Genomic DNA, 21,298 nt, shown 5'->3' with positions numbered 1-21,298 from the left:
ATCCAAACCGTTGATCTTACAAGAGAAGCGCGTCATTCGCGACCGGCGGGGGCCGGGCTGCGCCAAGGGAGCTCGACTAGACGCCGGGCGGCAGCTTCGAGCGCATCGCCTTGCGCCGGTCGAACGTCTCGCCATCCGCCACGAAGGTGCCGTCGCCGACCGCATGCAGGGTACGGCGTTCCTCGCGCTTGGAGTCAACGTAGGCGGCGATGCCGTCGAGCACCACTATGTTGTGCCGCTCGACCACGTCGACCACCCGGCACTCGATGTTCGCCAGGCACTCGCCGATCAGCGGCGCGCCGACATGCCGGGCCGGCACGGCGGTCAGCCCGAAGCGGGCGAACTTGTCGGTGTCGGCGCCGGAGCAGGTGCCTATGCCGACCACGGTGTCGAGCAGGTCCACGGCGGGAATGGCGATGACGCACTCGCGGGTCTTTTCCAGCGCGGCGTAGGAGTGGTTCCAGGGCCCGGTGGTGAAGGCGAAGCGCGGGGTGAAGTCGACCACCATGGTCCAGGACAGCGTCATGATGTTGGGCTGGCCAGCGTCGCAGGTGGTGACCAATACCACCGGGCCAGGCTCCAGCAGGGTGAAGGCCTTCTCCAGCTTCAACGCTTTCATGGCGGTGCTCCTCGTCGCAGGGTTCCACGCAGGGGCGGGAAGGCATAGCGTAGGCGCTTTCCCATGGATTGCCCATGAGGCGCCTTACGGGTGACTGCCAGCCCCGGCGCCTCTTCTTCAGGATCGCCGCGCGCTATCGCTCCAGCCGCTGGAAACGCCGCCAGCTGGCCGGCGACATGCCGGTCAGGCGGAGGAATACCCGGGAGAAATGCGACTGGTCGGCGAAGCCGCAGTCCAGTCCTATCTGCGACAGGCCCAGCGGGGTGTCGCGCATCAGGGCCTTGGCCTTTTCCACGCGCATCCTCAGCAACCAGTCGTGGGGCGACAGGCCGGTGCTGAGCTTGAAGGCGCGCGTGAAGTAGCTGCGGGACAACGCGCACTCCTCGGCCAGGCGGGCTACCGACAGGCCGTCGCTCAAGTGGTTGGCGATCAGCTCCTGGGCGCGCCGCAGCTGCCAGCCGGCCAGGCCCCTGGCCGACTCCCGTGGCGCCGGGGCCGCGCCGTAGTGGGCGTTGAGGTGGGTGCACAGGGCGAGCAATACCTGGTCGACGAACAGCTGGTTGACCTGGCCCGGCATGTCCAGCGCAGGCAGCAGGGCCTGCGCCAGGTGGTAGACGACGGGATCGTCCTGCCCGGTGAGCCTGTCGAACGCCACCGGCGTGGCGACGCCTTCCTCGTAGAGCAGTTCGTTCATGGCGGTGCACGGCAGGGTGAAGCGCAGGTTGTCGTAGGCCGCCAGGTGCTGGCAGCGCACCTCGTCGCCCAGGTAGGCGATGGCCATGCTCTGCCGCGCATGGCCGCCGTCGAACACCAGGCGGCCGCCGCGCCAGAGGCGGTGCGAGGCGAAGTCGCGGAGCTGGACGATGACCGAGAAGGCATCGTCGCAGGGGATGTTCAGCACCTGCCCGGCGTCCGGGCGCTCCTCGCTTCTGCGCATAATCGAGCAGCTCCCGCCGCCGAGGGCCGCCGCTGCCCGCGCCTGCCCGTCCCGGGCAGCCTCCTGCCTTGCCTTATTGTCCAAGCGCATGGCCTGCCCTCCCGGCTCGAATTCATCTGTCCAATCGCCCCGCAGGGCGCCCTGGGGAGCGACACCCGCTGAGCCCGGTATAGAGCCCCCGCATTGCAGCGAGACGACAGCCTGCAGGATAGACGCCTCGCCACCCGGCCACTCCCGAGCCGTTAGAGGAAGATGATATTGAGCGTCCAGGCCAGCACAAATAGAATCAATGGAATTTCATCCATTCCCTTTCATGCATGAAACGCCTTCCCGACCTGGAAGCCTGGGCGATCTTCGCCCAGGTGGCCAACAGCGGTTCCTTCGCCGGCGCGGCCGAGGCGCTGGGCATCTCCCAGCCCACGGTGTCCAAGGCCATCGCGCGCCTGGAGCGCCGCCTGGGCACGGCCCTGCTGCACCGCACCTCGCGCCGGCTGTCCCTCACCGCCGCCGGTACCCAGGCCTGGGAACGGGCCTTGCGCATCCTCGAGGAAGGGCGCGCCGCGGAGGCCGAGGCCTGCGCCCAGGCCAGCACGGCAAGCGGCCGCATCCGCATGACCGCGCCCATGTCGTTCGGCCTGAAGTACCTCGCGCCGCTGGTCCCGGCGTTTCTCCAGCGCTACCCGGAGATTGAGCTCGACCTGTCCCTCGACGACCAGGTGGTCGACGTGGTGGCCGGCGGCTTCGATGTGGCCCTGCGCATCGCCGAGCTGCCCGATTCCAGCCTCAGGTCACGCCGGCTGTGCGCGGTACGGCGGCCCCTGGTGGCCACCCCGGAATACCTCGACCGGCACGGCCGCCCGCGCCACCCGGAAGACCTGGCGCAGCACCGCTGCCTGCTCTACAGCAACCTGCCGACGCCGGAGGTCTGGAAGTTCCATCACCCGCTCCAGGGCGACTGCGCCGTGCCGGTGCGCGGCCGGCTCAGCAGCAACAATGCCGACGTCATCGGCCCCGTGCTGATGGCCAGCCAGGGCCTGGCGCTGCAGCCGGAGTTCATCGTCTGGGAGGCCCTCGAGAGCGGGGCCCTGGAGGAAGTCCTGGCGGACTGGCACATCGCCCCAATCCACATCAACCTGGTGACGCCGCCCGGCCCCTTGCGCCCGGCGCGGGTCACCGCCCTCCTCGACTTCCTCGGCGAACACCTGGCCCGCGCGCCCTGGGCCCTGAACGGCGCTTGAGCGAGCGCAGCGCACAAACATCCCAAATGCGCGCATCGCGACAAGACCGGGGGTAGCCGGCCGGCGCACAGTCTGCGCTCCACACCCCACCGGAGCCCCTTCGCCATGGCTACCGCGAAAGCTGCCCCCGGCCGTTCGTTGCCGACCCCGACCGATCGTCTCCTGACCAGGCTCGACGGCCGCTCGCGGCCGCCCTTCGCCAGCACATCCCCGGGCGCCTGCGCAGGCTGCTGAACGCCATGCTCGATCCGGCATGCGGGCGCCCCCGGCGCGGCAACGGCCTCCGGCCGCCCCGGCTGCCTGCCCGCTGCCCGAGGAACGCCCGATGAGCCAAGACTCATCCAACCCCAGCCGCCGCCACTTTCTCGCCGCCGGCTCCGTGCTCGGCGCCGCGGGGGCGCTGCTGTCCGCCCTGCCCCTGGCCGGCGCGGCTGGTTCCACGCCTGTCGAAACCCGAGGCAAATCCATGACCGCCGACCTGATCCTGCACAACGGCCGCATCCACACCGTGGACCGCGACAACCCCACCGCCAGCGCCGTCGCCATCAAGGACGGCAAGTTCCTCGCCGTCGGCACCGGCGCCCAGGCCATGGCCCTGCGCGGCAGCGCCACCCAGGTCGTCGACCTGAAGGGCCGCACCGTCATCCCCGGCCTCAACGATTCCCACCTGCACCTGATCCGCGGCGGGCTCAACTACAACCTGGAACTGCGCTGGGAAGGCGTGCCCTCCCTGGCCGACGCCCTGCGCCTGCTCAAGGAGCAGGCCGAGCGCACGCCTTCACCGCAGTGGGTGCGCGTGGTCGGCGGCTGGACCGAATTCCAGTTCGCCGAGAAGCGCATGCCGACCCTCGACGAACTGAACCAGGCCGCGCCGGACACCCCGGTGTTCGTCCTGCACCTGTACGACCGCGCCCTGCTCAACCGCGCCGCCCTGCGCGTGGTCGGCTACACCAAGGACACGCCCAACCCGCCCGGCGGCGAGATCGTCCGCGACAGCAGCGGCAACCCCACCGGCATGCTGATCGCCCGGCCCAACGCCATGATCCTCTACGCCACCCTGGCCAAGGGGCCGAAGCTGCCACTGGAATACCAGGTGAACTCCACCCGCCAGTTCATGCGCGAGCTCAACCGCCTGGGCCTGACCAGCGCCATCGACGCCGGCGGCGGCTTCCAGAACTACCCCGACGACTACCAGGTGATCCAGCAACTGGCCGACGCCGGCCAGCTCAGCGTGCGCATCGCCTACAACCTGTTCACCCAGAAGCCCAGGGAAGAACTGGCGGACTTCAGGAACTGGACCGGCAGCGTGAAGTACGGCCAGGGCAGCGACTTCTTCCGCCACAATGGCGCCGGCGAGATGCTGGTGTTCTCCGCCGCCGACTTCGAGGACTTCCTCGAACCGCGCCCGGACCTGCCGCCGAACATGGAAGCCGACCTGGAGCCGGTGGTGCGCCACCTGGTGGAACAGCGCTGGCCGTTCCGTCTGCATGCCACCTACAACGAATCCATCTCGCGCATGCTCGACGTGTTCGAGAAGGTCGACCGCGACATTCCCTTCAACGGCCTGCCGTGGTTCTTCGACCACGCCGAGACCATCACCCCGCAGAACATCGAGCGCGTGCGGGCCCTGGGCGGCGGCATCGCCATCCAGGACCGCATGGCCTTCCAGGGCGAATACTTCGTCGACCGCTACGGCGCCAAGGCCGCCGAGGCAACTCCGCCGATCCAGCGCATGCTCGCCGAGGGCGTGCCGGTGGGCGCCGGCACCGATGCCACCCGCGTCTCCAGCTACAACCCCTGGACCTCGCTGTACTGGCTGGTCAGCGGCAAGACCGTCGGCGGCCTGAGCCTGTACCCCGAGGGCCTGTCCCGCGACACCGCGCTGCAGCTGTTCACCCACGGCAGCGCCTGGTTCTCCAGCGAGCAGGGCAAGAAGGGGCAGATCAAGATCGGGCAACTGGCGGACCTGGCGGCGCTCAGCGCGGACTATTTCAGCGTCGAGCCGGAGCAGATCAAGTGGCTCGAATCGGTGCTGACCGTGGTCGGCGGCAAGGTCGTCTACGCCGCGGGCGAGTTCGACAAGCTGGCGCCGCCCGCGCTGCCGGTGCTGCCCGAGTGGTCGCCGGTGGCCAAGGTCCCCGGCCACTGGAAGCCGGCCGCGCCGCTCGCCGCCCAGGTGCACCAGTGCATCGGCGCCTGCGCGGTGCACGCCCACGACCACGGGCGGGCGCGCCGGTCGAACGTGCCGGTCAGCGACTTCCAGGGCTTCTGGGGCGCCTTCGGCTGCTCCTGCTTCGCCTTCTGAAAGCCGGCGCGGGCCTGGCGGCCCGCGCCATCACCGAGAGCCCGCGATGGTCCGACGCTCCCCCACCCTGCTGCTGGCCACCCTGGCCTGCGCCGCCTCGCAAGCCCGCGCGGCCCCGCACGACGGCCTGCTGGACGGTGCGCAATGGTCGCTGCTCGGGCGCAACTACTTCCTGCAGAACGACTACCGCACCCAACCCTCGCCCAGCGGCCAGAGCCTGCGCCAGGAATGGGCCCAGGGCTTCATCGCCGACTTCCGCTCGGGCTTCACCCCGGGCGCGCTGGGGCTGGGCTTCGACGCCCACGCCTTCCTCGGCGTCAAGCTCGACGGCGGCCGCGGCCACGCCGGCACCGGCCTGCTGCCGCGCAATGCCGACGGCTCCGCGGCCGACGACTACGCCGACGCCGGCGGCGCGCTGAAGCTGGACTTCTCCCGCAGCACCCTGAGACTCGGCGAGATGACCGTGGAAACCCCGGTCTTCGACACCGGCGACAAGCGCCTGCAGCCGGAATACGCCAGCGGCGCCCTGCTCGACTCCCGCGAACTGGTCGGCGTGCACCTGCAGGCCGGGCGCTTTACCGCCTTCAAGAACCAGGACTCGGCCTCCGGCCACGGCGACTTCGACGGCTACGGCGCCAGCACCCGCGGCAGCGCGGTGAGCTTCGCCGGCGCCGACTTCGCCCCGCCCGGCGACTTCGGCGGCGCACTGTTCGCCGGCCAACTCGACGACGCCTGGCGCCAGTACTACCTGAACCTGCACTACGGCCACGCCGGCCTGCTGGTCGACGGCAACCTGTACAAGACCCGCGACGAAGGCCAGGCCCGCGCCGGGGCGCTGGACACCACCGCCTGGAGCCTGTCGGCGCGCCAGCGCTTCGGCGCCCAGGCCCTGACCCTCGGCTACCAGCAGGTCGACGGCGACACCCCCTTCGACTTCGTCGGCGGCGACTCCATCTACCTGGCCAATTCCATCAAGTACGCCGACTTCAACGGCCCCGGCGAGAAGTCCTGGCAACTGCGCTACGACCTCGACCTGGGCGTGTTCGGCATCCCCGGCCTGGGCTTCATGGCCCGCTACGTGCGCGGTAGCGGCATCGACGGCAGCCACGCCCCCGCCGACGGCGTCTACGCCGGCCTGTATGGCCGCGGCGGGCGCCACTGGGAGCGCGACAGCGAGCTGCGCTACGTCTTCCAGTCCGGCCCGGCCAAGGACCTGTCGCTGTACCTCTCCCAGGTCAGCCACCGCGCCGACGCGGCCCAGGGCGGCGACGACATCGACCGCCTGTACCTGATCATCGAATACCCCATCAAGGGCGCCCTGTGAGCCCGGAAGCCCCCGCGCCCGGACCAGGCCGCCTGCCACCCGGCTCGGCACGCAGGTGCCGCGCTCCATCCACTCGACCCATGAAGGAAGAGAACCATGAGCAACAAATACCTTGAACTCCTGACCCCGCAGAACAGCCAGCTCATCTTCATCGACCAGCAGCCGCAGATGGCCTTCGGCGTGCAGTCGATCGACCGCCAGGTGCTGAAGAACAACGTCGTCGCGCTGGCCAGGGGCGCCAAGGCCTTCGCCATCCCGACCACGATCACCACGGTCGAGACCGAAGGCTTCTCCGGCTACACCTACCCCGAGCTGCTGGCGGTGTTCCCGGAAAACAGAATTCTGGAACGCACCTCGATGAACTCCTGGGACGACCAGAACGTGCGTGACGCACTGGCCGCGAACGCCGCCAAGGGCCGCAAGAAGGTCGTCGTCGCGGGGCTGTGGACCGAGGTGTGCAACACCACCTTCGCCCTGTCGTGCCTGCACGACACCGACTATGAGATCTACATGGTGGCGGACGCCTCGGGCGGCACCTCGGCGGATGCCCACAAGTACGCGATGGACCGCATGATCCAGGCCGGCATCGTCCCGGTGACCTGGCAGCAGGTGGTGCTGGAATGGCAGCGCGACTGGGCCCGCAAGGAGACCTACGAAGACGTCATGGCCCTGGTCAAGGACCACTCCGGCGCCTACGGCATGGGCGTGGACTACGCCTACACCATGGTCCACAAGGCGCCCGAGCGCGTGCAGCACGGTGAGCGCATCGGCCCGAACCCGGCCAAGTAAGGCCGTAAACCGGCCCCGGGGGCATCGCGCTGCGATCCCCCGGTGCCCACGTCCGCCCCGGCATCGAGGTGCACCATGAAACTGTATGTCCTGTCCTTGGGCGCCGGCCTGCTGGTCGGCATCATCTACAGTCTGTTGAACGTACGCTCGCCCGCCCCGCCGCTGGTGGCCCTGGTCGGACTGCTCGGCATCCTGGTCGGCGAGCAGGTCATTCCGGTCGGCAAGCAGCTGTTGAGCGGCACGGCCTTCAGCACGGCCTGCGACAAGGCCCAGGCGACCAACCACGTGCTCGGCCAGTTGCCTGGCCGGCAGGCGTCGGAAGAGGCCGCCGAACGGGAGCGGACCTGAACGGCGTCACTCCATCCGACTGCGCACTGTCCGCCACCGTTTCCAAGGAGCCAACATGGAACAGCCCGCCGTCTCGCCCACGCTCAGCGGATTGCTGGGGTTCAATGCCGGCTATGTCGACACCGCCGGCTTTCTCGCCCTGCATGGGCTGTTCACGGCCCACGTCACCGGTAACTTCGTCACCCTGGGCGCGACGCTCGTGCACGGGAGCAGCGGCGCCCTGGCCAAGCTCTCGGCCTTGCCGGTCTTTTGCGTGGTGGTGGTGCTGTCGAGGCTGATCCGCTCGCCGGGCTGGCTGATGCTCGCCAAGATTCCCTTGCTGCTGGCCGCCGCAGCCATCCTGATCGCCTCCGGGCCGTTTCAGGACGCCGACGCGGCCCCGGCCTTCACCGCGGGCATGTTGCTGGTGGCAGCCATGGCTATCCAGAACGCGCTCCAGCGCATGCACCTGGCCAGCGCGCCACCCTCGACGCTGATGACCGGGACCACCACGCAGATCATGCTCGACCTGGCCGACCTGCTGCGCGGGGTGGACGGCGCGGCGCGCGCCCTCGCCCTGGGCAGGATGCGCAGGATGGCGTTTGCCGTGCTGACCTTTGCCGCTGGCTGCGGGCTGGCGGCGCTCGTTTATGTCTGGGTGGGGATGTGGTGCTTCATCGTGCCGCCCGTCGTCGCCCTGGCTGTGGCGCTTGTCGGTGTGCGTGGTAGTGAGGGGCGGGTTGCGTAGGTTCCGGGCTGGGAGTGCTGTTTTTTCACAGGGGAACGGTATTTTTCATATGGGGTGGGGCTTGGCTTTTGGCTTGCGGAGTGTGGCGCTTTGGCCCCGCGCTCCGATCTCCACCCCGTCATTCCCGCGAACGCGGGACGCGGCTCCATCGCGAACAGCGCTTGCGCTGGCCCGAAGGGGAATAACCCAGAGACTTCTTCGGGTTGGGTTCGGTGTAGCGCGCCGTTCCGAGGGTACGTCACGGGGCTCTCGCGACATCCATGTCGCATGACCTCCTGAGCGCCGGTTTCGCTCGGCCTTCTGAAGGGGCGTTTCGGAGTGCGCGGATGTTTCTCTGGAAATCCGCCGAATCGCGGACAAAGTCCGCTCCTACCGCATGAGCGAGCATGGCTTTTCGTAGGATGGTGTTGAGCGAAGCGATACCCATCAGCGCAACCGCATGGGTTTCGCAAGCTCAACCCATCCTACGAAGAGCGCCTCGGAGCGGCCTTCCTATAGTTCCAGGAGGCACGGGCGTAGGAGCGGACTTTGTCCGCGATTGGATTCACCGGCACCGCCGAACGCTCCGGTGGCACGGCCAACGGCGGATAACCGCGAACGGTTATGCGCCCTACGAACCTCCCGGCTAACGCTGCGTTACCCACCCACCCCGAACGGCCCCCTCTCCCTCCGGGAGAGGGCTGGGGTGAGGGGGCAGAGCCAGGCTTGATCACCTTCGCTGAACCAACGCACCACACAGCATCACAGCTCTCGGCCATTCACTGCACACACCTCCCGCTCACCGCACCTCGCCCAAACGCGAACAACGCCGAGCACCCGCGCCACCCTCGACCCACTCCCCTTCGACGACCGCACGCCACCAGCGCTCGCCCGCATGGGGCGCATGCAGGTCGACACGTTCCCCCATCCTTGGCGTGGACACCCGCACCTCATACTCGTCCGCCCACACCAACACCCGCTCGAACGGCTCGTGCCAGGCGTGCAGCGCCAGGTCGAAGGTGCCGTTGTGGATCGGCAGCAGCCAGTTCCCGCCCAGGTCGCGGTGGGCCTGCACGGTCTGTTGCGGGTGCATGTGTACGTAGGGCCAATGCTCGTTGTAGGCGCCGGTCTCCATCAGCGTCAGGTCGAAGGAGCCGAAGCGCCGGCCGATCTCGGCGAAGCCGTCGAAGTAGCCGCTGTCGCCGCTGAAGAACAGCCGCAACGCGGGAGTCTCGATCACCCACGAGCACCACAGCGTGCGGTTGCCGTCGCGCAACCCGCGTCCGGAGAAGTGCTGGGCCGGTGTGGCGGTCAGGCGCAGGCCGCCGGCCTCGATGCCCTGCCACCAGTCGAGCTGGCGCACCTTGGCCACCGGCACGCCCCAGGCCAGCAGCCGGTCGCCCACGCCCAGCGGCGTGAGGAACAGCTCGACGCGCGGCGCCAGGGCCTTGATGGTGGCGCGGTCGAGGTGATCGTAGTGGTCGTGGGAAAGGATCACGCCGCGGATCGCCGGGAGTTCGGCCAGGGCCACCGGCGGTTCGTGGAAACGCCTGGGGCCGGCAAACGGCAGCGGCGAGGCGCGCTCGGCGAATACCGGGTCGGTCAGCCACCAGCCGCCCTGCAGTTTCAGCAGCACGGTGGAATGCCCGAGGCGGAACAGGCTGCCGTCCGCCGCGGCCTCGAGCGCCGCGCGGCTCAGGCGCTGCACGGGCAGCGGCGCCCGCGGCACGGTGTGCGCCGGCTTGTTGAACAATGCGTTCCAGACGACCCTGGCGTCCGGCTTGGGCATGTCCGCCGGGCGCGGTGTCAGGTTGTGGAAGCGCCCCTGCCTGGCCTGGGGCGAATACCCATGGTCGGCGATAGGCGCGCGCAGCAGCGGATGGATCTTCAAGAGGACAATCCCGTGGGTGGAAAGGGACAAGCCAGCAGTATAGGGCTGCCCGGGAACAGCGCCTTGCCCATTCCCTCGGCATTCCTGCCCGATCCTGCCGGCGCCGGATAAGGGCACAGGCGGCGCGGCAGCCGGCTCAATCCGCCCCCGATGGCGACGAGAGCGTGGCCTGCTCCATCAAGCGGAAGACCCGCAGCGCCGCCTCGAGGTCGGCCTGGTCGGCCTTGGCCAGCACCTGCTCGCGCGCCCTGCCCAAGGCCTTCTGGATCCGGTGCGGCATGGCCCGGCCGGCGTCGGTGAACCACAGGGTGCGCACCCGCTGGTCGTCGTCGCCGACCTGGCGCCGCACCAGCCCCGCCTCCGTCAGGCAATGCAGCGTGCGCACCATGGTCGCCGCGTCGATGTCCACGGCCTCGGCCAGTTCCCGCTGGCTCACCCCCTCCCCCAGCCGCGCCATGCTCAGCAGGGCGTTGCTGGCGAGCAGGGACAGCCCATAGGGCTCGAGCGCCGCCTGGGCGCAGTGGCGCCAGTGCGCGCCGAAGGGAATGAGGTCGCCGGTGAATTGCTGTCGCAGTTGTTCGGTCTTGTTCATGGGCCGGTCCCATCGTCAGACAGGGCGAAGCGTCATGCTCATCGCCTGGAAGAAATGGCCAGCCGGCAGCGCCGGGCTGGCCGGGTTGCTCACATCTGCCGCGGCGGCGTTTCCCGCGTGGCCGTGGTGGCCTGCCAGCCGCCGCCGAGCGCCTTGTACAGGTTCACCTCGCTGGTGAGCTGGTTCAGGCGGTCGCCGATCAGCTGCTGGCGGGCGCCGAACAGCGAGCGCTGGGCGTCGAGCAGGGTCAGGTAGTTGTCCACCCCGGTGCGGTAGCGCTTGTCGGCCAGGCGGTAGTAGGCGTCGCTGGCCTGCACCAGGCTGCGCTGCGCCTGCAGCTGCTCGCTGAAGGTCCCGCGCGCGGCCAGGCCGTCGGCGACTTCCGCGAAGGCCGTCTGGATGGCCTTCTCGTACTGCGCCACCTGGATATTCTTCTGCACCTTGGCCAGGTCCAGGCTGGCCTTCAGGCTGCCGGCGGTGAAGATCGGCAGGTTGATCGACGGCTGGAACAGCCAGGAGCCGGAGCCGGCGTCGAACAACCCGGACAGCTGGCGGCTGAGGGTGCCGGCGTTGGCGGTCAGGCTGATGCTCGGGAAGAACGCCGCGCGCGCCGCGCCTATGCTGGCGTTGGCCGCCTTGAGCTGGTGCTCGGCTTCGAGGATGTCCGGGCGCCGCTGCAGCAGGTCCGAGGGCAGGCCTGCCGGCACCTGGGCCAGCACCTGCTGCTCCAGGTCCATGCCTTGCGGCAGGTCGGCCGGCACGCCGGAACCCAGCAGCAGGGTCAGGGCATTGCGGTCCTGGGCCAGCAGGCGCGTGTACTGCGCCAGGCTGGCCCGCGCGCTGTCCACGGCGGTCTGCGCCTGGCGCAGGTCCAGGGCCGAGGCGACGCCGGCCTCGTTGCTGCGCTTGGTCAGCTCGTAGCTCTTCTGGTAGGTGCCGAGGGTGTCGCGGGTCAGCTGCAGCAGGTCCTGGTCGGCCCTGAGCGTCAGGTAGGCCGTGGCCACGCTGGCCACCAACGAGGTCTGCGCGCTGCGCTGCGCCTCTTCGGTGGCCAGGTATTGCTCCAGGGCCTGGTCGCGCAGGCTGCGCAGGCGGCCGAACAGGTCGACCTCCCAGGCGGTGGTGCCCAGGGTCACCCCGTACTGGCTGCTGATGCCCGCGCGGCCGGTACCCGACAGGTCGCCCGGCAGGCGCTGGCGCGAACCGCTGGCGTCGATGCCGACCTGCGGGAACAGCTCGGCGCGCTGGATGCGGTACTGGGCGCGGAAGGCCTCGACGTTCAGCGCGGCGACGCGCAGGTCGCGGTTGTTGTCCAGCGCCACCTCGATCAGCCGCTGCAGTTGCGGGTCGCGGAAGAACTCGCGCCAGCCGAGGTCGGCGACCGCGCTGCCAGTGCTGCCCTGCGCATAGGCCGGCCCCTGCGGGTAGGCCTGCGCCACCGGCGCTTCGGGGCGCCGGTAGTCGGGGATCAGCGAGCAGCCGGACAGCGCCACGGCGGCCACGGCCAGGGAAAGGAAGGACTTCTTCATGTCATTGCCCCTTTGCATCGGTTGCGTCCTGCGCGGGCCGCTTGCCCTTGAACAGCGAACCGACGACGACGTAGAACAGCGGCACCCAGAACACGGCCAGCACGGTCGCGGTGACCATCCCGCCGATCACGCCGGTACCGATGGCGTGCTGGCTGCCCGAGCCGGCGCCACTGGAGATCGCCAGCGGCACCACGCCGAGGACAAAGGCCAGCGAGGTCATGATGATCGGGCGCAGGCGCATGCGGCAGGCCTCGATGGCCGCCTCGGCGTAGCCCTTGCCCTGCTCGTGCAGCTCCTTGGCGAACTCGACGATGAGGATGGCGTTCTTCGCCGACAGGCCGATGGTGGTGAGCAGGCCGACCTGGAAGAACACGTCGTTGGACAACCCGCGCAGCAAGGTCGCCAGCAGCGCGCCCACCACGCCGAGCGGCACCACCAGCATCACCGAGAACGGGATCGACCAGCTCTCGTACAGCGCCGCCAGGCAGAGGAACACCACCAGCAGCGAGAGCACGTACAGCGCCGGCGCCTGGGAGCCGGACAGCCGCTCCTCGTAGGACAGCCCGGTCCAGGAATAGCCGATGCCCGCCGGCAGCTGCTTGACGATCTCCTCCACCACCGCCATGGCCTCGCCGGAGCTGCGGCCCGGGGCCGGCTCGCCGAGGATTTCCATGGCCGGCACGCCGTTGTAGCGCTCCAGCTTGGGCGAGCCGTAGCTCCACTTGCCGGTGGCGAAGGCGGTGAAGGGCACCATCTCGCCCCTGTCGTTGCGCACGTACCACTTGCCCAGGTCGTCCGGGTTCATCCGCGCATCGGCGCGGCCCTGCAGGTACACCCGCTTCACCCGGCCACGGTCGATGAAGTCGTTGACGTAGCTGGAACCCCAGGCGATGGAGACGGCATCGTTGACGTCGGCGATGGAAACGCCCAGCGCGCTGGCCTTCTCGTCGTCGATCTCCAGCTTGTACTGCGGCTCGTCGTTCAGACCGTTGGCGCGCACGCGCTGCAGCACCGGGCTCTGCGCGGCGAGCTGGAGGAACTTGTTGCGCGCCTGCAGCAGGGCTTCGTGGCCGAGGCCGGCCTGGTCCTGGAGGAACAGGTCGAAGCCGGTGGCGTTGCCCAGCTCCAGCACCGAGGGCGGCGGGAAGGCGAACACCAGGGCGTCCTTCAGGGTGAAGAAGTACTGCTGGGCGCGCTGGGCCAGGGCGAACACGGTGTTCTCGGCGCCCGGGCGCTCCTCCCAGGGCTTGAGCAGGATGAAGGCGATGCCCGAGCTCTGGCCGCGGCCGGCGAAGTTGAAGCCGGTGACGGTGAACACCGAGCTGACCGAGGCGCTTTCCTTGTCCAGCAGGTATTCGCGCATCTTGTCCACCACCTCCTGGGTCCGCTGGGAAGTGGAACCCGGCGGCGTCTGCACCTGGGCGAAGAGCACGCCCTGGTCCTCGTCCGGCAGGAAGGCGGTGGGAATGCGGGTGAACAGCCAGCCCATGCCGATCACGATCACCAGGTACGCCAGCAGGAACGCCGGGCGGCGGCGCAGCACGGTGCCGACGCCCCGCTCGTAGCGCCCGGTCATGACCTGGAAGCGGCGGTTGAACCAGCCGAAGAAGCCCTTCTTGTGCTCGCCGTGGTCGCCCTGGTGGATGGGCTTGAGCATGGTGGCGCACAGCGCCGGGGTGAGGATCAGCGCCACCAGCACCGACAGCGCCATGGCCGAGACGATGGTGATGGAGAACTGCCGGTAGATCACCCCGGTGGAGCCGCCGAAGAAGGCCATCGGCAGGAACACCGCGGACAGCACCATGGCGATGCCCACCAGCGCGCCCTGGATCTGACCCATGGACTTGCGCGTGGCCTCGCGGGGCGACAGCCCCTCCTCGCTCATCACCCGCTCGACGTTCTCCACCACCACGATGGCGTCGTCCACCAATAGGCCGATGGCCAACACCATGCCGAACATGGTCAGGGTGTTGATCGAAAAGCCGGCCGCGGCCAGCACGCCGAAGGTGCCCAGCAGCACCACCGGCACGGCGATGGTCGGGATCAGCGTGGCGCGGAAGTTCTGCAGGAACAGGTACATCACCAGGAACACGAGGAGGATCGCCTCGCCGAGGGTCTTGACCACCTCATGGATGGAGGCCGAGACCACCGGCGTGGTGTCGTACGGGTAGACGATCTTCATGCCCGGCGGCATGAACGGCTCCAGGCCCGAGATGGTCTTGCGGATCGCCTTGGCGGTGTCCAGCGCGTTGGCGCCGGTGGCCAGGCGGATGGCGATGCCCGAGGCCGGCTTGCCGTTGAACTGCGCGTCGATGCTGAAGTCCTGGCCGTCCAGGCCGATTTCGGCGACGTCCTTCAGGCGTACCTGGGAACCGTCGGCGTTGACCTTGAGCAGGATGCGGCCGAACTGCTCGGCGGTCTGCAGGCGGGTCTTGCCGACGATGGTGGCGTTGAGCTGCTGGCCCTTGACCGCGGGCAGGCCGCCCAGCTGGCCGGAGGAGATCTGCACGTTCTGCGCCTGCACCGCGGTGCGCACGTCACCGGGGCTGAGCTGGTAGCTGTTGAGCTTGGCCGGGTCGAGCCAGATGCGCATGGCGTAGGAGGAGCCGAACACCTGGAAGTCGCCCACGCCCGGGGTCCGCGACAGCGGGTCCTGGATGTTGGAGACGATGTAGTTCGACAGGTCTTCCTTGCCCATGCTGCCGTCGGTGGAAACCAGGCCGACCACCATGAGGAAGTTGCGCACCGACTTGGCCACGCGGATGCCCTGCCGCTGCACTTCCTGCGGCAGCAACGGGGTGGCCAGCTGCAGCTTGTTCTGCACCTGGACCTGGGCGATGTCCGGATCGGCGCCCTGGTCGAAGGTCACGGTGATGGTCATGCTGCCGTCGGAGTTGCTCTCCGAGGAGATGTAGCGCAGGTGGTCCAGACCGTTGAGCTGCTGCTCGATGACCTGCACCACGGTGTCCTGCACCGTCTCGGCGGAGGCGCCCGGGTAGCTGACCTGGATGGCGATGGCCGGCGGCGCGATGGCCGGGTACTGGTTCACCGGCAGCTTGAGGATCGACAGGCCCCCGGCCAGCATGATCACCAGGGCGATCACCCAGGCGAAGATGGGCCGGTCAATGAAGAATTTCGACATGCTGGAATCCCTTGGTTAACCCTGGCTGTCCGTTTTCGCGCCCTCGGCGGGCGCGACGTTCTTCGCCGGCACGGCCTTGGCCTGGGCGCCCGGCTGGACGAACTGCAGGCCTTCGGTGATCAGGCGGTCGCCAGGCTTCAGGCCGTCGATGACCAGCCAGTAGGCGCCGAGGGTGCGGTCGGTCCTGATGTTGCGCAGCTCGACCTTGTCGTCGGCGCCCAGCACCAGCGCGGTAGGCTGGCCGCGCAGGTCGCGGGTCACGCCCTGCTGCGGGGCGAGGATGGCCTGCTGGCGCACGCCTTCCTGCAGCTGCGCATGGACGAACATGCCCGGCAGCAGCTCGCCCTTCGGGTTGGGGAACACGGCGCGCAGGGTCACCGAACCGGTGCCCTCGTCGACCGAGACCTCGGAGAACTCCAGGCGCCCCTGCAGCGGGTATTCGCTGCCGTCTTCGAGCTTCAGGCTGACCTTGGCCGCGTTGTCGCCGGCGCTCTGCAACTGCCCTTCGGCCAGTTCCCGGCGCAGGCGCAGCAAGGCGGTGGAAGGCTGGGTGACGTCGACGTAGATGGGGTCCAGTTGCTGCACCGTGGCCATGGCGGTGGCCTGGCCGCTGGTCACCAGCGCGCCTTCGGTCACGCCGGAACGGCCCACGCGCCCGGAGATGGGCGACAGCACCCTGGTGTAGCGCAGGTTGATGCGCGCCTGCTCGACCGCGGCCTTGGCGCGCAGGTAGGCGGCATTGGCGTCGGCGTACTGCTGCTTGCTCACCGCCTCGTCGGCCACCAGCAGCTTGTAGCGCTCGGCCTGCTGCTGGCTGGAGACCAGGTTGGCCTGAGCGCTCTGGTAGTCGGCCTCATAGGGCGCGGCGTCGATCTGGTAGAGCTGCTGGCCTTCCCTGACGTCGCTGCCTTCCTTGAACAGGCGCTTGAGGATGATGCCGTTGACCTGCGGGCGCACCTCGGCGACGCGGTAGGCGCTGGTGCGGCCGGGCAGCTCGCTGTTCAGGGTCACCGTCCTGGCCTGCAGGGTGACGACCCCCACCTCCGGCAACTGGGCCTGGGCGGCGGCCTGGTGCTTGTCGCACCCGGCCAGGCCCGCCATGGCGATGAGCAGGGCCGACGCCAAGACGGATTTGGCTGGCTTTCGACGCATAGCGCTTGTCCTCATGTTGATATTTTCCATTGCCAGGTCGAGCTGGCGCTTTCACTGTTTTTCAGTTGAAGCCGGCAATACGGAAGCCCTCCCGCACTCTCGAAGAGCAGGTTCGAATGAACTTCCGATCAATTGGAGAAAGTCTTCCGGCAGAGCAGTCGGAAAGTTGAAGCGCTCAACTTTCAATGCGTGAGCAGGACGGAAAAATAGCGATAGAGCCTATTCCCTGGGCTCTCGGAGTTTCAGTTCCGGTCCAAGGCCTGGAATATATTGCTCGAGTCTATTTGGGCTGTTTCTTGTTCGAAGGGCTTGTTCGTCCACGCGGAACTTCAGCATCTTCCGAGACCGCGTCGAGTTGCCCGATGCAGAATGAATACCAAATGAAAACGGCATACCCGACGGACTTGCCCATGCGCCAGCGGCAGGTCGATGCAAACAACGGCGAGAAAAGACAGTGGCGTAACCTTACCCCTGGCATGCCGGACCATCCATGCTATAGGGTACGGTTTTCTATCGAGATCGTACGGAACCATGGACCCTCTTTCCGATGTGCTTTCCCTGCTCAAACCGCGTAGCCAGTTTTACGCCGGCCTGGATGCCGCGGGAGCCTGGTCCTTCGATTTTCCCCCGCACCAGGGCATCAAGTTCACCGCCGTCCTGAAGGGCACGTGCTGGGGGAGAACCGCGGGGCAGGAGCAGCCGATGCGTTTCGCCGAAGGCGATTGCTACCTGCTCAACAGCGGGCAGCGGCTGATCCTGTCTTCAAGCCCCGACCTGGCGCCGGAAGACCCCTCGGACATCATGGAAGCGATAGCCCATGACGGCATCGCCCTGCACAACGGCGGTGGCGAGGTCTTCCTGATCAGTGTGCATTTCGATTTCTCCAACTCCCAGGCCGCCGTGTTGTTCGATGCGCTGCCCTCGCTGATTCATGTCGAAGGCGGTTCGAGCCAGGCGCAGGTCTTGCGCTGGGCCCTGGATCAGCTGGCAACCGAGCTGCGCCACCAGGAACCGGGCTCGACCCTCGTCTCCACGCACCTCGCCCACCTGATGCTGGTACAGATACTGCGGCTGCACCTGGCCAACACTTCCCCGGGTTCCCCTTCGGGCTGGTTCCTCGCCTTGTCCGACCACCAGGTCGCCAGCGCGATCGGCGCGATCCACTCCGCCCCGCAACGCCGCTGGACGCTCGAAGAGCTGGCACGCGTCGCCGGCATGTCGCGCACGGTCTTCGCGCAACGCTTCAAGCAACTGGTGGGCAGGACGGCGATGGAATATCTGGTCCGCTGGCGCATGCTCATGGCGGCGGATCGTCTGCGTAGTGGTAGTGAGAATATTGCTTCTATCGCTTTTTCCCTGGGTTATGAGTCAGAGAGTGCTTTCAGTACTGCATTCAAGCGCACCATGAGTCGTTCGCCTTCGCAGTATCGGCGTGGGTTCGTTGTGGAGGGTGTGGAGCGGTGAGACTTGCGGTCTTCCCCCTTCGCTCAGGACAGCCCCCTCTCCCTTCAGGGCGGGGCGCGCAGCCGAGGGCTGGGGAGAGGGTTACGGACTCCCCCCCACACCTCTGCCAACCCTGACTCCGCTCCCCCTCCCTAACCCTCCCCCGCAAGCGGGAGAGGGACCGTTCGGCGTGAAGTGCAATCACGAAGCTCCCTGACTCCATACCCGTCCAGCCAAACCCATCGCGGACGGAGTCCGCTCCTACGGTTCCAGGAAGCACGGGCGTAGGAGCGGACTTTGTCCGCGATTGGATTCACCGGCACCGCCGAACGCTCCGGTGGCACGGCCAACGGCGTATAACCGCGAACGGTTATACGCCCTACGTTCCGCGTTCGCGGGAGTGACGAGGTGTGAGGACAGCGCCTGAGTTCGACGCCACTCAGGACAGCCCCCTCTCCCTCTGGGAGAGGGCTGGGGTGAGGGCAACAGACTCCACCCCCACCCCCCTGCCAACCCTGACTCCGCTCCCCCTCCCTAACCCTCCCCCGCAAGCGGGAGAGGGACCGTTCGGCGTGAAGTGCAATCACGAAGCTCCCTGACTCCATACCCGTCCAGCCAACCCCATCGCGGACGGAGTCCGCTCCTACGGTTCCAGGAGGCACGGGCGTAGGAGCGGACTTTGTCCGCGATTGGATTCACCGGCACCGCCGAACGCTCCGGTGGCACGGCCAACGGCGTATAACCGCGAACGGTTATGCGCCCTACGAACCTCCCGGCTAACGCTGCGTTACCCACCCACTCCGAACGGCCCCCTCTCCCTTCAGGGAGAGGGCTGCGGACTTCGCCAACACTCCACTGCCAAACCCGTACTCCATTCCCCCCAAGCAACGTTTCCCCATTCTTACCGCCAGAGAAAGAATGTCTTAGGAGCCCCGGCATTTATCGGAACAATCGCGGCGATAACATTGCTCGCAAGCCTTTCACCCGGCAGCGGAACACCCGCTTCATCCTTGCCGGCCGAGGGCGCCACCATTCCCAGGAAGACCCGCCATGAAATACGCTCTCACCCTCGCCGCCGTCCTTTTCGCCAGCCAGCAGGCCCTTGCCGCCCAACCGGATGACACCGGCGCGCCGGCCGCCGCGCAAACCGTCGCCTATGCCTATGGAATGAACCTGGACGTCGCCAAGGTCATTTCCCTGCATGCCGAGCCGGCGGACGCCTGCGCCAGCGCGCCGGCGACGCTCACCTACCAGGACCACCGCGGCGACGTGCACAGCGTCACCTACCAGAAGCTCCCGAGCCAATGCGGGATCGACTGATGCCCGCCCAACGGGCATGACGGCTCACGCGCTTCCCTCCCCGCCGAGCAGTATTTCCTCGTCGGCCGCCAGGCGGCCCGGCAGGTGGTTCTTCAGGTAGTCGATGAAGGTCCTGACCTTCGCATCGAGGAACTGCCGGGACGGATAGATCACCGAAACGTTGCGCTGATGGGCGATCAGGTCGGGCAGCACCCTGACCAGCTCGCCGCGCCGGATCGAGGCCGCCGCCACGTAGAGGGGGATCAGGCAGATGCCCATGTCTTCCCGGGCGGCCTGGGCGATGCCATCCGCCACGTTCACCTGGAACTTCCGGCGCGATGATGCGATCACGTCGATGGCCGAGCCATTGACCTCCCAGCCGCCCGGGAACGCGGGGTCGTCCAGTTGCAGGCAGGTGTGCCCGGACAGCTCGGCGATGCTCCGCGGCACCCCGTTGCGCGCCAGGTAGCCGGGGCCGGCGCAGAGGACGCTGTAGGTCGCGCCGAGCCCCTGGGCGATGAACCCCGAGTCGGGGATGTTGCTGTCGCCGGAGATCAGCAGGTCATAGCCCTCCGCCAGGAGGTCCGGCGTCGCGTGGGATAGCGTCAGCTCGAAGTCCACGCTCGGGTAGAGCTCCGAATACTGCGAAACCAGGGGAATGATGTGGTACTGGCCAATGCCGTTGGGGGCATGCAGGCGCAGTTTGCCGAACGCCTCCAGATGGGCGCCGGCGGCCTCCATCTCGGCCGTGCGCAGGTCATCGAGAATGCTCTTGCAGCGCTCCAGGTAGCGCCTGCCCACCTCGGTCAGGGCCAGCTTGCGGGTGGTCCGGTTGATCAGCCTGGCCTTGAGGTGGTTTTCCAGTTCACTGACGCTGCGCGAGACGTGGGGCGTGGAATGCCCCAGCGAATCCGCGGCGGCCGTGAAGCTCCCCAGCTCGACCACGCGAACGAAAATCTCCATCGAATGAACAAGGTCCATGGTGCGCATACCCCCGTGCTGTGACCGACCGTTCAGGCGCGCAAGCGCCGCTTCCCCGCTTCTGCCCAGAAGCCCGGGTCATCCAGGATCTGCCGGTCCCTGTCGAAGGCTTCGGGCAGCCTGGCCTTGAGGAACTCGACCCAGGTGCGGATCTTCTCGTCCAGGTAATGGCGCGACGAATACAGGGCGAACACGTCCCGGGCATGCAGGCGATAGGCGGGCAGAATGCGCACCAGCGAACCATCCAGCAGGGCCTTGGCGGCCACGAAGCTCGGCAGCAGGCACACGCCCAGGCCCGAGGCCGCCGCCACGCAGGCGGCCTCCGGGAGGTTCACCTTCAGCACGTCGCCCAGCTCCACCAACTGCTCGCCCTGCGGGCCGGAAAAACGCCAGCCCTGCGGCGACAGCGAGTCGGCCAGCTGCAGGCAGCGGTGCCCATTCAGGTCTTCCACCGCCTGGGGCACCCCGTGCTTGGCGAGATAGTCCGGCGAGGCGCAGACGATGCTGAACACCTGCCCCAGGCGCTGCGCGACGAAGGACGAATCGGGCAGCGCCTCGGCCAGGGTGATGAGCACGTCGAAACCCTCTTCCAGCATGGCCGGCGCGCCCTGGGTGAGGGACAGGTCGATGGAGACTTCCGGGTAGTGCTCCAGGTAGTCAACCAGCAGGGGCGTGAGGTGCTCCAGGCCGAACTCGGTCACCGCGTGCACCCGCAGCCGCCCCATCGCCTGGGCGCGCGCGCCGCCCACCTCCGCCGCCGCCTCGGCGACCTCGCCGAGTATCCGCTTGCAGCGTTCGAAGTAGCGCATGCCGATGTCCGTGACCGCCAGGCTGCGCGTGGTGCGCTGCAGCAGGCGGGCGGAAAGCTCGTTCTCCAGCCCCGCGACCAGCCGGGAAACCTTCGAGGTCGACATGCCCAGGCCTTCCGCGGCGCCGGTGAAGCTGCCGCTTTCCACTACCCGTATGAAGGCCTGCATACCTTCGAACAGATCCATCATTCGAC

The 21,298-nt window shown here is 68.0% G+C and carries 17 protein-coding genes; 8 read left to right on the top strand and 9 right to left on the bottom strand.

What is annotated here, in order from left to right; all coding sequences use genetic code 11:
- Window positions 1-76: 76 nt before the first annotated feature.
- Together M8R19_RS27795 and M8R19_RS27790 are read right to left on the bottom strand one after the other, a co-directional pair.
- Complete coding sequence (locus tag M8R19_RS27795) at window positions 77-619, bottom strand: flavin reductase family protein (protein WP_249919538.1); 543 nt, start codon at window positions 617-619, stop codon at window positions 77-79.
- 133 nt (window positions 620-752) lie between these two features.
- On the bottom strand, window positions 753-1,556 hold the full coding sequence (locus M8R19_RS27790; RefSeq protein WP_249919537.1) for an AraC family transcriptional regulator: 804 nt from the start codon (window positions 1,554-1,556) through the stop codon (window positions 753-755).
- 317 nt (window positions 1,557-1,873) lie between these two features.
- On the opposite strand from M8R19_RS27790, the gene M8R19_RS27785 reads away from it, so the two are divergent.
- The 6 genes from M8R19_RS27785 (at window position 1,874) to M8R19_RS27760 (ending at window position 8,287) form a co-directional block, all read left to right on the top strand.
- Window positions 1,874-2,794 (top strand): LysR family transcriptional regulator, encoded by a 921-nt coding sequence (locus M8R19_RS27785; RefSeq protein ID WP_249919536.1) that lies wholly within the window; start codon window positions 1,874-1,876, stop codon window positions 2,792-2,794.
- Window positions 2,795-3,260: 466 nt separating this feature from the next.
- Window positions 3,261-5,099, top strand: coding sequence for an amidohydrolase (locus tag M8R19_RS27780; protein ID WP_249920241.1), 1,839 nt, complete (start codon window positions 3,261-3,263; stop codon window positions 5,097-5,099).
- A 46-nt stretch (window positions 5,100-5,145) separates the two neighbouring features.
- Entirely contained in the window at window positions 5,146-6,423 is a 1,278-nt protein-coding gene (locus M8R19_RS27775) for an OprD family porin (RefSeq protein ID WP_249919535.1), read from the top strand.
- A gap of 96 nt (window positions 6,424-6,519) precedes the next feature.
- The gene (locus M8R19_RS27770) at window positions 6,520-7,212 is read left to right on the top strand and encodes a hydrolase (RefSeq protein WP_249919534.1); all 693 of its coding nucleotides are present in this window, start codon (window positions 6,520-6,522) and stop codon (window positions 7,210-7,212) included.
- Window positions 7,213-7,287: 75 nt separating this feature from the next.
- Complete coding sequence (locus M8R19_RS27765; RefSeq protein WP_074985944.1) at window positions 7,288-7,560, top strand: XapX domain-containing protein; 273 nt, start codon at window positions 7,288-7,290, stop codon at window positions 7,558-7,560.
- Window positions 7,561-7,615: 55 nt separating this feature from the next.
- Window positions 7,616-8,287, top strand: a complete 672-nt coding sequence (locus tag M8R19_RS27760) for a YoaK family protein (RefSeq protein WP_249919533.1) — start codon at window positions 7,616-7,618, stop codon at window positions 8,285-8,287.
- A gap of 778 nt (window positions 8,288-9,065) precedes the next feature.
- Here M8R19_RS27760 and M8R19_RS27755 read toward each other — a convergent pair.
- The 5 genes from M8R19_RS27755 to mexA all read right to left on the bottom strand — a co-directional run bounded on the left by M8R19_RS27755 (window position 9,066) and on the right by mexA (window position 16,572).
- Window positions 9,066-10,151 carry an MBL fold metallo-hydrolase gene (locus M8R19_RS27755; protein ID WP_502943076.1) on the bottom strand — a complete coding sequence of 362 codons (1,086 nt, stop codon included), beginning with the start codon at window positions 10,149-10,151 and terminating at the stop codon, window positions 9,066-9,068.
- A gap of 142 nt (window positions 10,152-10,293) precedes the next feature.
- Complete coding sequence (locus tag M8R19_RS27750; protein WP_249919531.1) at window positions 10,294-10,749, bottom strand: MarR family winged helix-turn-helix transcriptional regulator; 456 nt, start codon at window positions 10,747-10,749, stop codon at window positions 10,294-10,296.
- Window positions 10,750-10,838: 89 nt separating this feature from the next.
- Window positions 10,839-12,278 carry an AdeC/AdeK/OprM family multidrug efflux complex outer membrane factor gene (locus M8R19_RS27745; protein WP_249919530.1) on the bottom strand — a complete coding sequence of 480 codons (1,440 nt, stop codon included), beginning with the start codon at window positions 12,276-12,278 and terminating at the stop codon, window positions 10,839-10,841.
- Between the two features lies 1 nt (window position 12,279).
- The gene (locus M8R19_RS27740) at window positions 12,280-15,420 is read right to left on the bottom strand and encodes an efflux RND transporter permease subunit (RefSeq protein WP_249919529.1); all 3,141 of its coding nucleotides are present in this window, start codon (window positions 15,418-15,420) and stop codon (window positions 12,280-12,282) included.
- Window positions 15,421-15,435: 15 nt separating this feature from the next.
- Window positions 15,436-16,572: a multidrug efflux RND transporter periplasmic adaptor subunit MexA gene (mexA, locus tag M8R19_RS27735; RefSeq protein ID WP_249919528.1), complete on the bottom strand. Its 1,137-nt coding sequence runs from the start codon at window positions 16,570-16,572 to the stop codon at window positions 15,436-15,438.
- A 531-nt stretch (window positions 16,573-17,103) separates the two neighbouring features.
- Here mexA and M8R19_RS27730 point away from each other — a divergent pair.
- Both M8R19_RS27730 and M8R19_RS27725 read left to right on the top strand, forming a co-directional pair.
- Window positions 17,104-18,036 (top strand): AraC family transcriptional regulator, encoded by a 933-nt coding sequence (locus M8R19_RS27730; protein WP_074985928.1) that lies wholly within the window; start codon window positions 17,104-17,106, stop codon window positions 18,034-18,036.
- 1,029 nt (window positions 18,037-19,065) lie between these two features.
- The gene (locus M8R19_RS27725; RefSeq protein ID WP_249919527.1) at window positions 19,066-19,335 is read left to right on the top strand and encodes a DUF2790 domain-containing protein; all 270 of its coding nucleotides are present in this window, start codon (window positions 19,066-19,068) and stop codon (window positions 19,333-19,335) included.
- 24 nt (window positions 19,336-19,359) lie between these two features.
- On the opposite strand, the gene M8R19_RS27720 is transcribed toward M8R19_RS27725, so the two are convergent.
- Both M8R19_RS27720 and M8R19_RS27715 read right to left on the bottom strand, forming a co-directional pair.
- Complete coding sequence (locus M8R19_RS27720; RefSeq protein WP_249919526.1) at window positions 19,360-20,277, bottom strand: LysR family transcriptional regulator; 918 nt, start codon at window positions 20,275-20,277, stop codon at window positions 19,360-19,362.
- 50 nt (window positions 20,278-20,327) lie between these two features.
- Window positions 20,328-21,290 carry a LysR family transcriptional regulator gene (locus tag M8R19_RS27715; protein ID WP_249919525.1) on the bottom strand — a complete coding sequence of 321 codons (963 nt, stop codon included), beginning with the start codon at window positions 21,288-21,290 and terminating at the stop codon, window positions 20,328-20,330.
- Window positions 21,291-21,298: the final 8 nt, after the last annotated feature.

The sequence above is a fragment of the Pseudomonas sp. R3.Fl genome, assembly GCF_023516765.1.
GTDB classification, from domain to species: Bacteria; Pseudomonadota; Gammaproteobacteria; order Pseudomonadales; family Pseudomonadaceae; genus Pseudomonas; species Pseudomonas citronellolis.
This window is presented reverse-complemented; position numbering and strand designations above follow the sequence as displayed.

Coding starts and splice junctions, on each gene's coding strand:
- M8R19_RS27785 (WP_249919536.1), top strand. CDS start 1,874: ATGAAACGCCTTCCCGACCTGGAAGCCTGGGCGATCTTCGCCCAGGTG.
- M8R19_RS27770 (WP_249919534.1), top strand. CDS start 6,520: ATGAGCAACAAATACCTTGAACTCCTGACCCCGCAGAACAGCCAGCTC.
- M8R19_RS27780 (WP_249920241.1), top strand. CDS start 3,261: ATGACCGCCGACCTGATCCTGCACAACGGCCGCATCCACACCGTGGAC.
- M8R19_RS27760 (WP_249919533.1), top strand. CDS start 7,616: ATGGAACAGCCCGCCGTCTCGCCCACGCTCAGCGGATTGCTGGGGTTC.
- M8R19_RS27795 (WP_249919538.1), bottom strand. CDS start 619: ATGAAAGCGTTGAAGCTGGAGAAGGCCTTCACCCTGCTGGAGCCTGGC.
- M8R19_RS27725 (WP_249919527.1), top strand. CDS start 19,066: ATGAAATACGCTCTCACCCTCGCCGCCGTCCTTTTCGCCAGCCAGCAG.
- M8R19_RS27790 (WP_249919537.1), bottom strand. CDS start 1,556: ATGCGCAGAAGCGAGGAGCGCCCGGACGCCGGGCAGGTGCTGAACATC.
- mexA (WP_249919528.1), bottom strand. CDS start 16,572: ATGCGTCGAAAGCCAGCCAAATCCGTCTTGGCGTCGGCCCTGCTCATC.
- M8R19_RS27740 (WP_249919529.1), bottom strand. CDS start 15,420: ATGTCGAAATTCTTCATTGACCGGCCCATCTTCGCCTGGGTGATCGCC.
- M8R19_RS27765 (WP_074985944.1), top strand. CDS start 7,288: ATGAAACTGTATGTCCTGTCCTTGGGCGCCGGCCTGCTGGTCGGCATC.
- M8R19_RS27745 (WP_249919530.1), bottom strand. CDS start 12,278: ATGAAGAAGTCCTTCCTTTCCCTGGCCGTGGCCGCCGTGGCGCTGTCC.
- M8R19_RS27720 (WP_249919526.1), bottom strand. CDS start 20,277: ATGGAGATTTTCGTTCGCGTGGTCGAGCTGGGGAGCTTCACGGCCGCC.
- M8R19_RS27750 (WP_249919531.1), bottom strand. CDS start 10,749: ATGAACAAGACCGAACAACTGCGACAGCAATTCACCGGCGACCTCATT.
- M8R19_RS27775 (WP_249919535.1), top strand. CDS start 5,146: ATGGTCCGACGCTCCCCCACCCTGCTGCTGGCCACCCTGGCCTGCGCC.
- M8R19_RS27730 (WP_074985928.1), top strand. CDS start 17,104: ATGGACCCTCTTTCCGATGTGCTTTCCCTGCTCAAACCGCGTAGCCAG.
- M8R19_RS27715 (WP_249919525.1), bottom strand. CDS start 21,290: ATGGATCTGTTCGAAGGTATGCAGGCCTTCATACGGGTAGTGGAAAGC.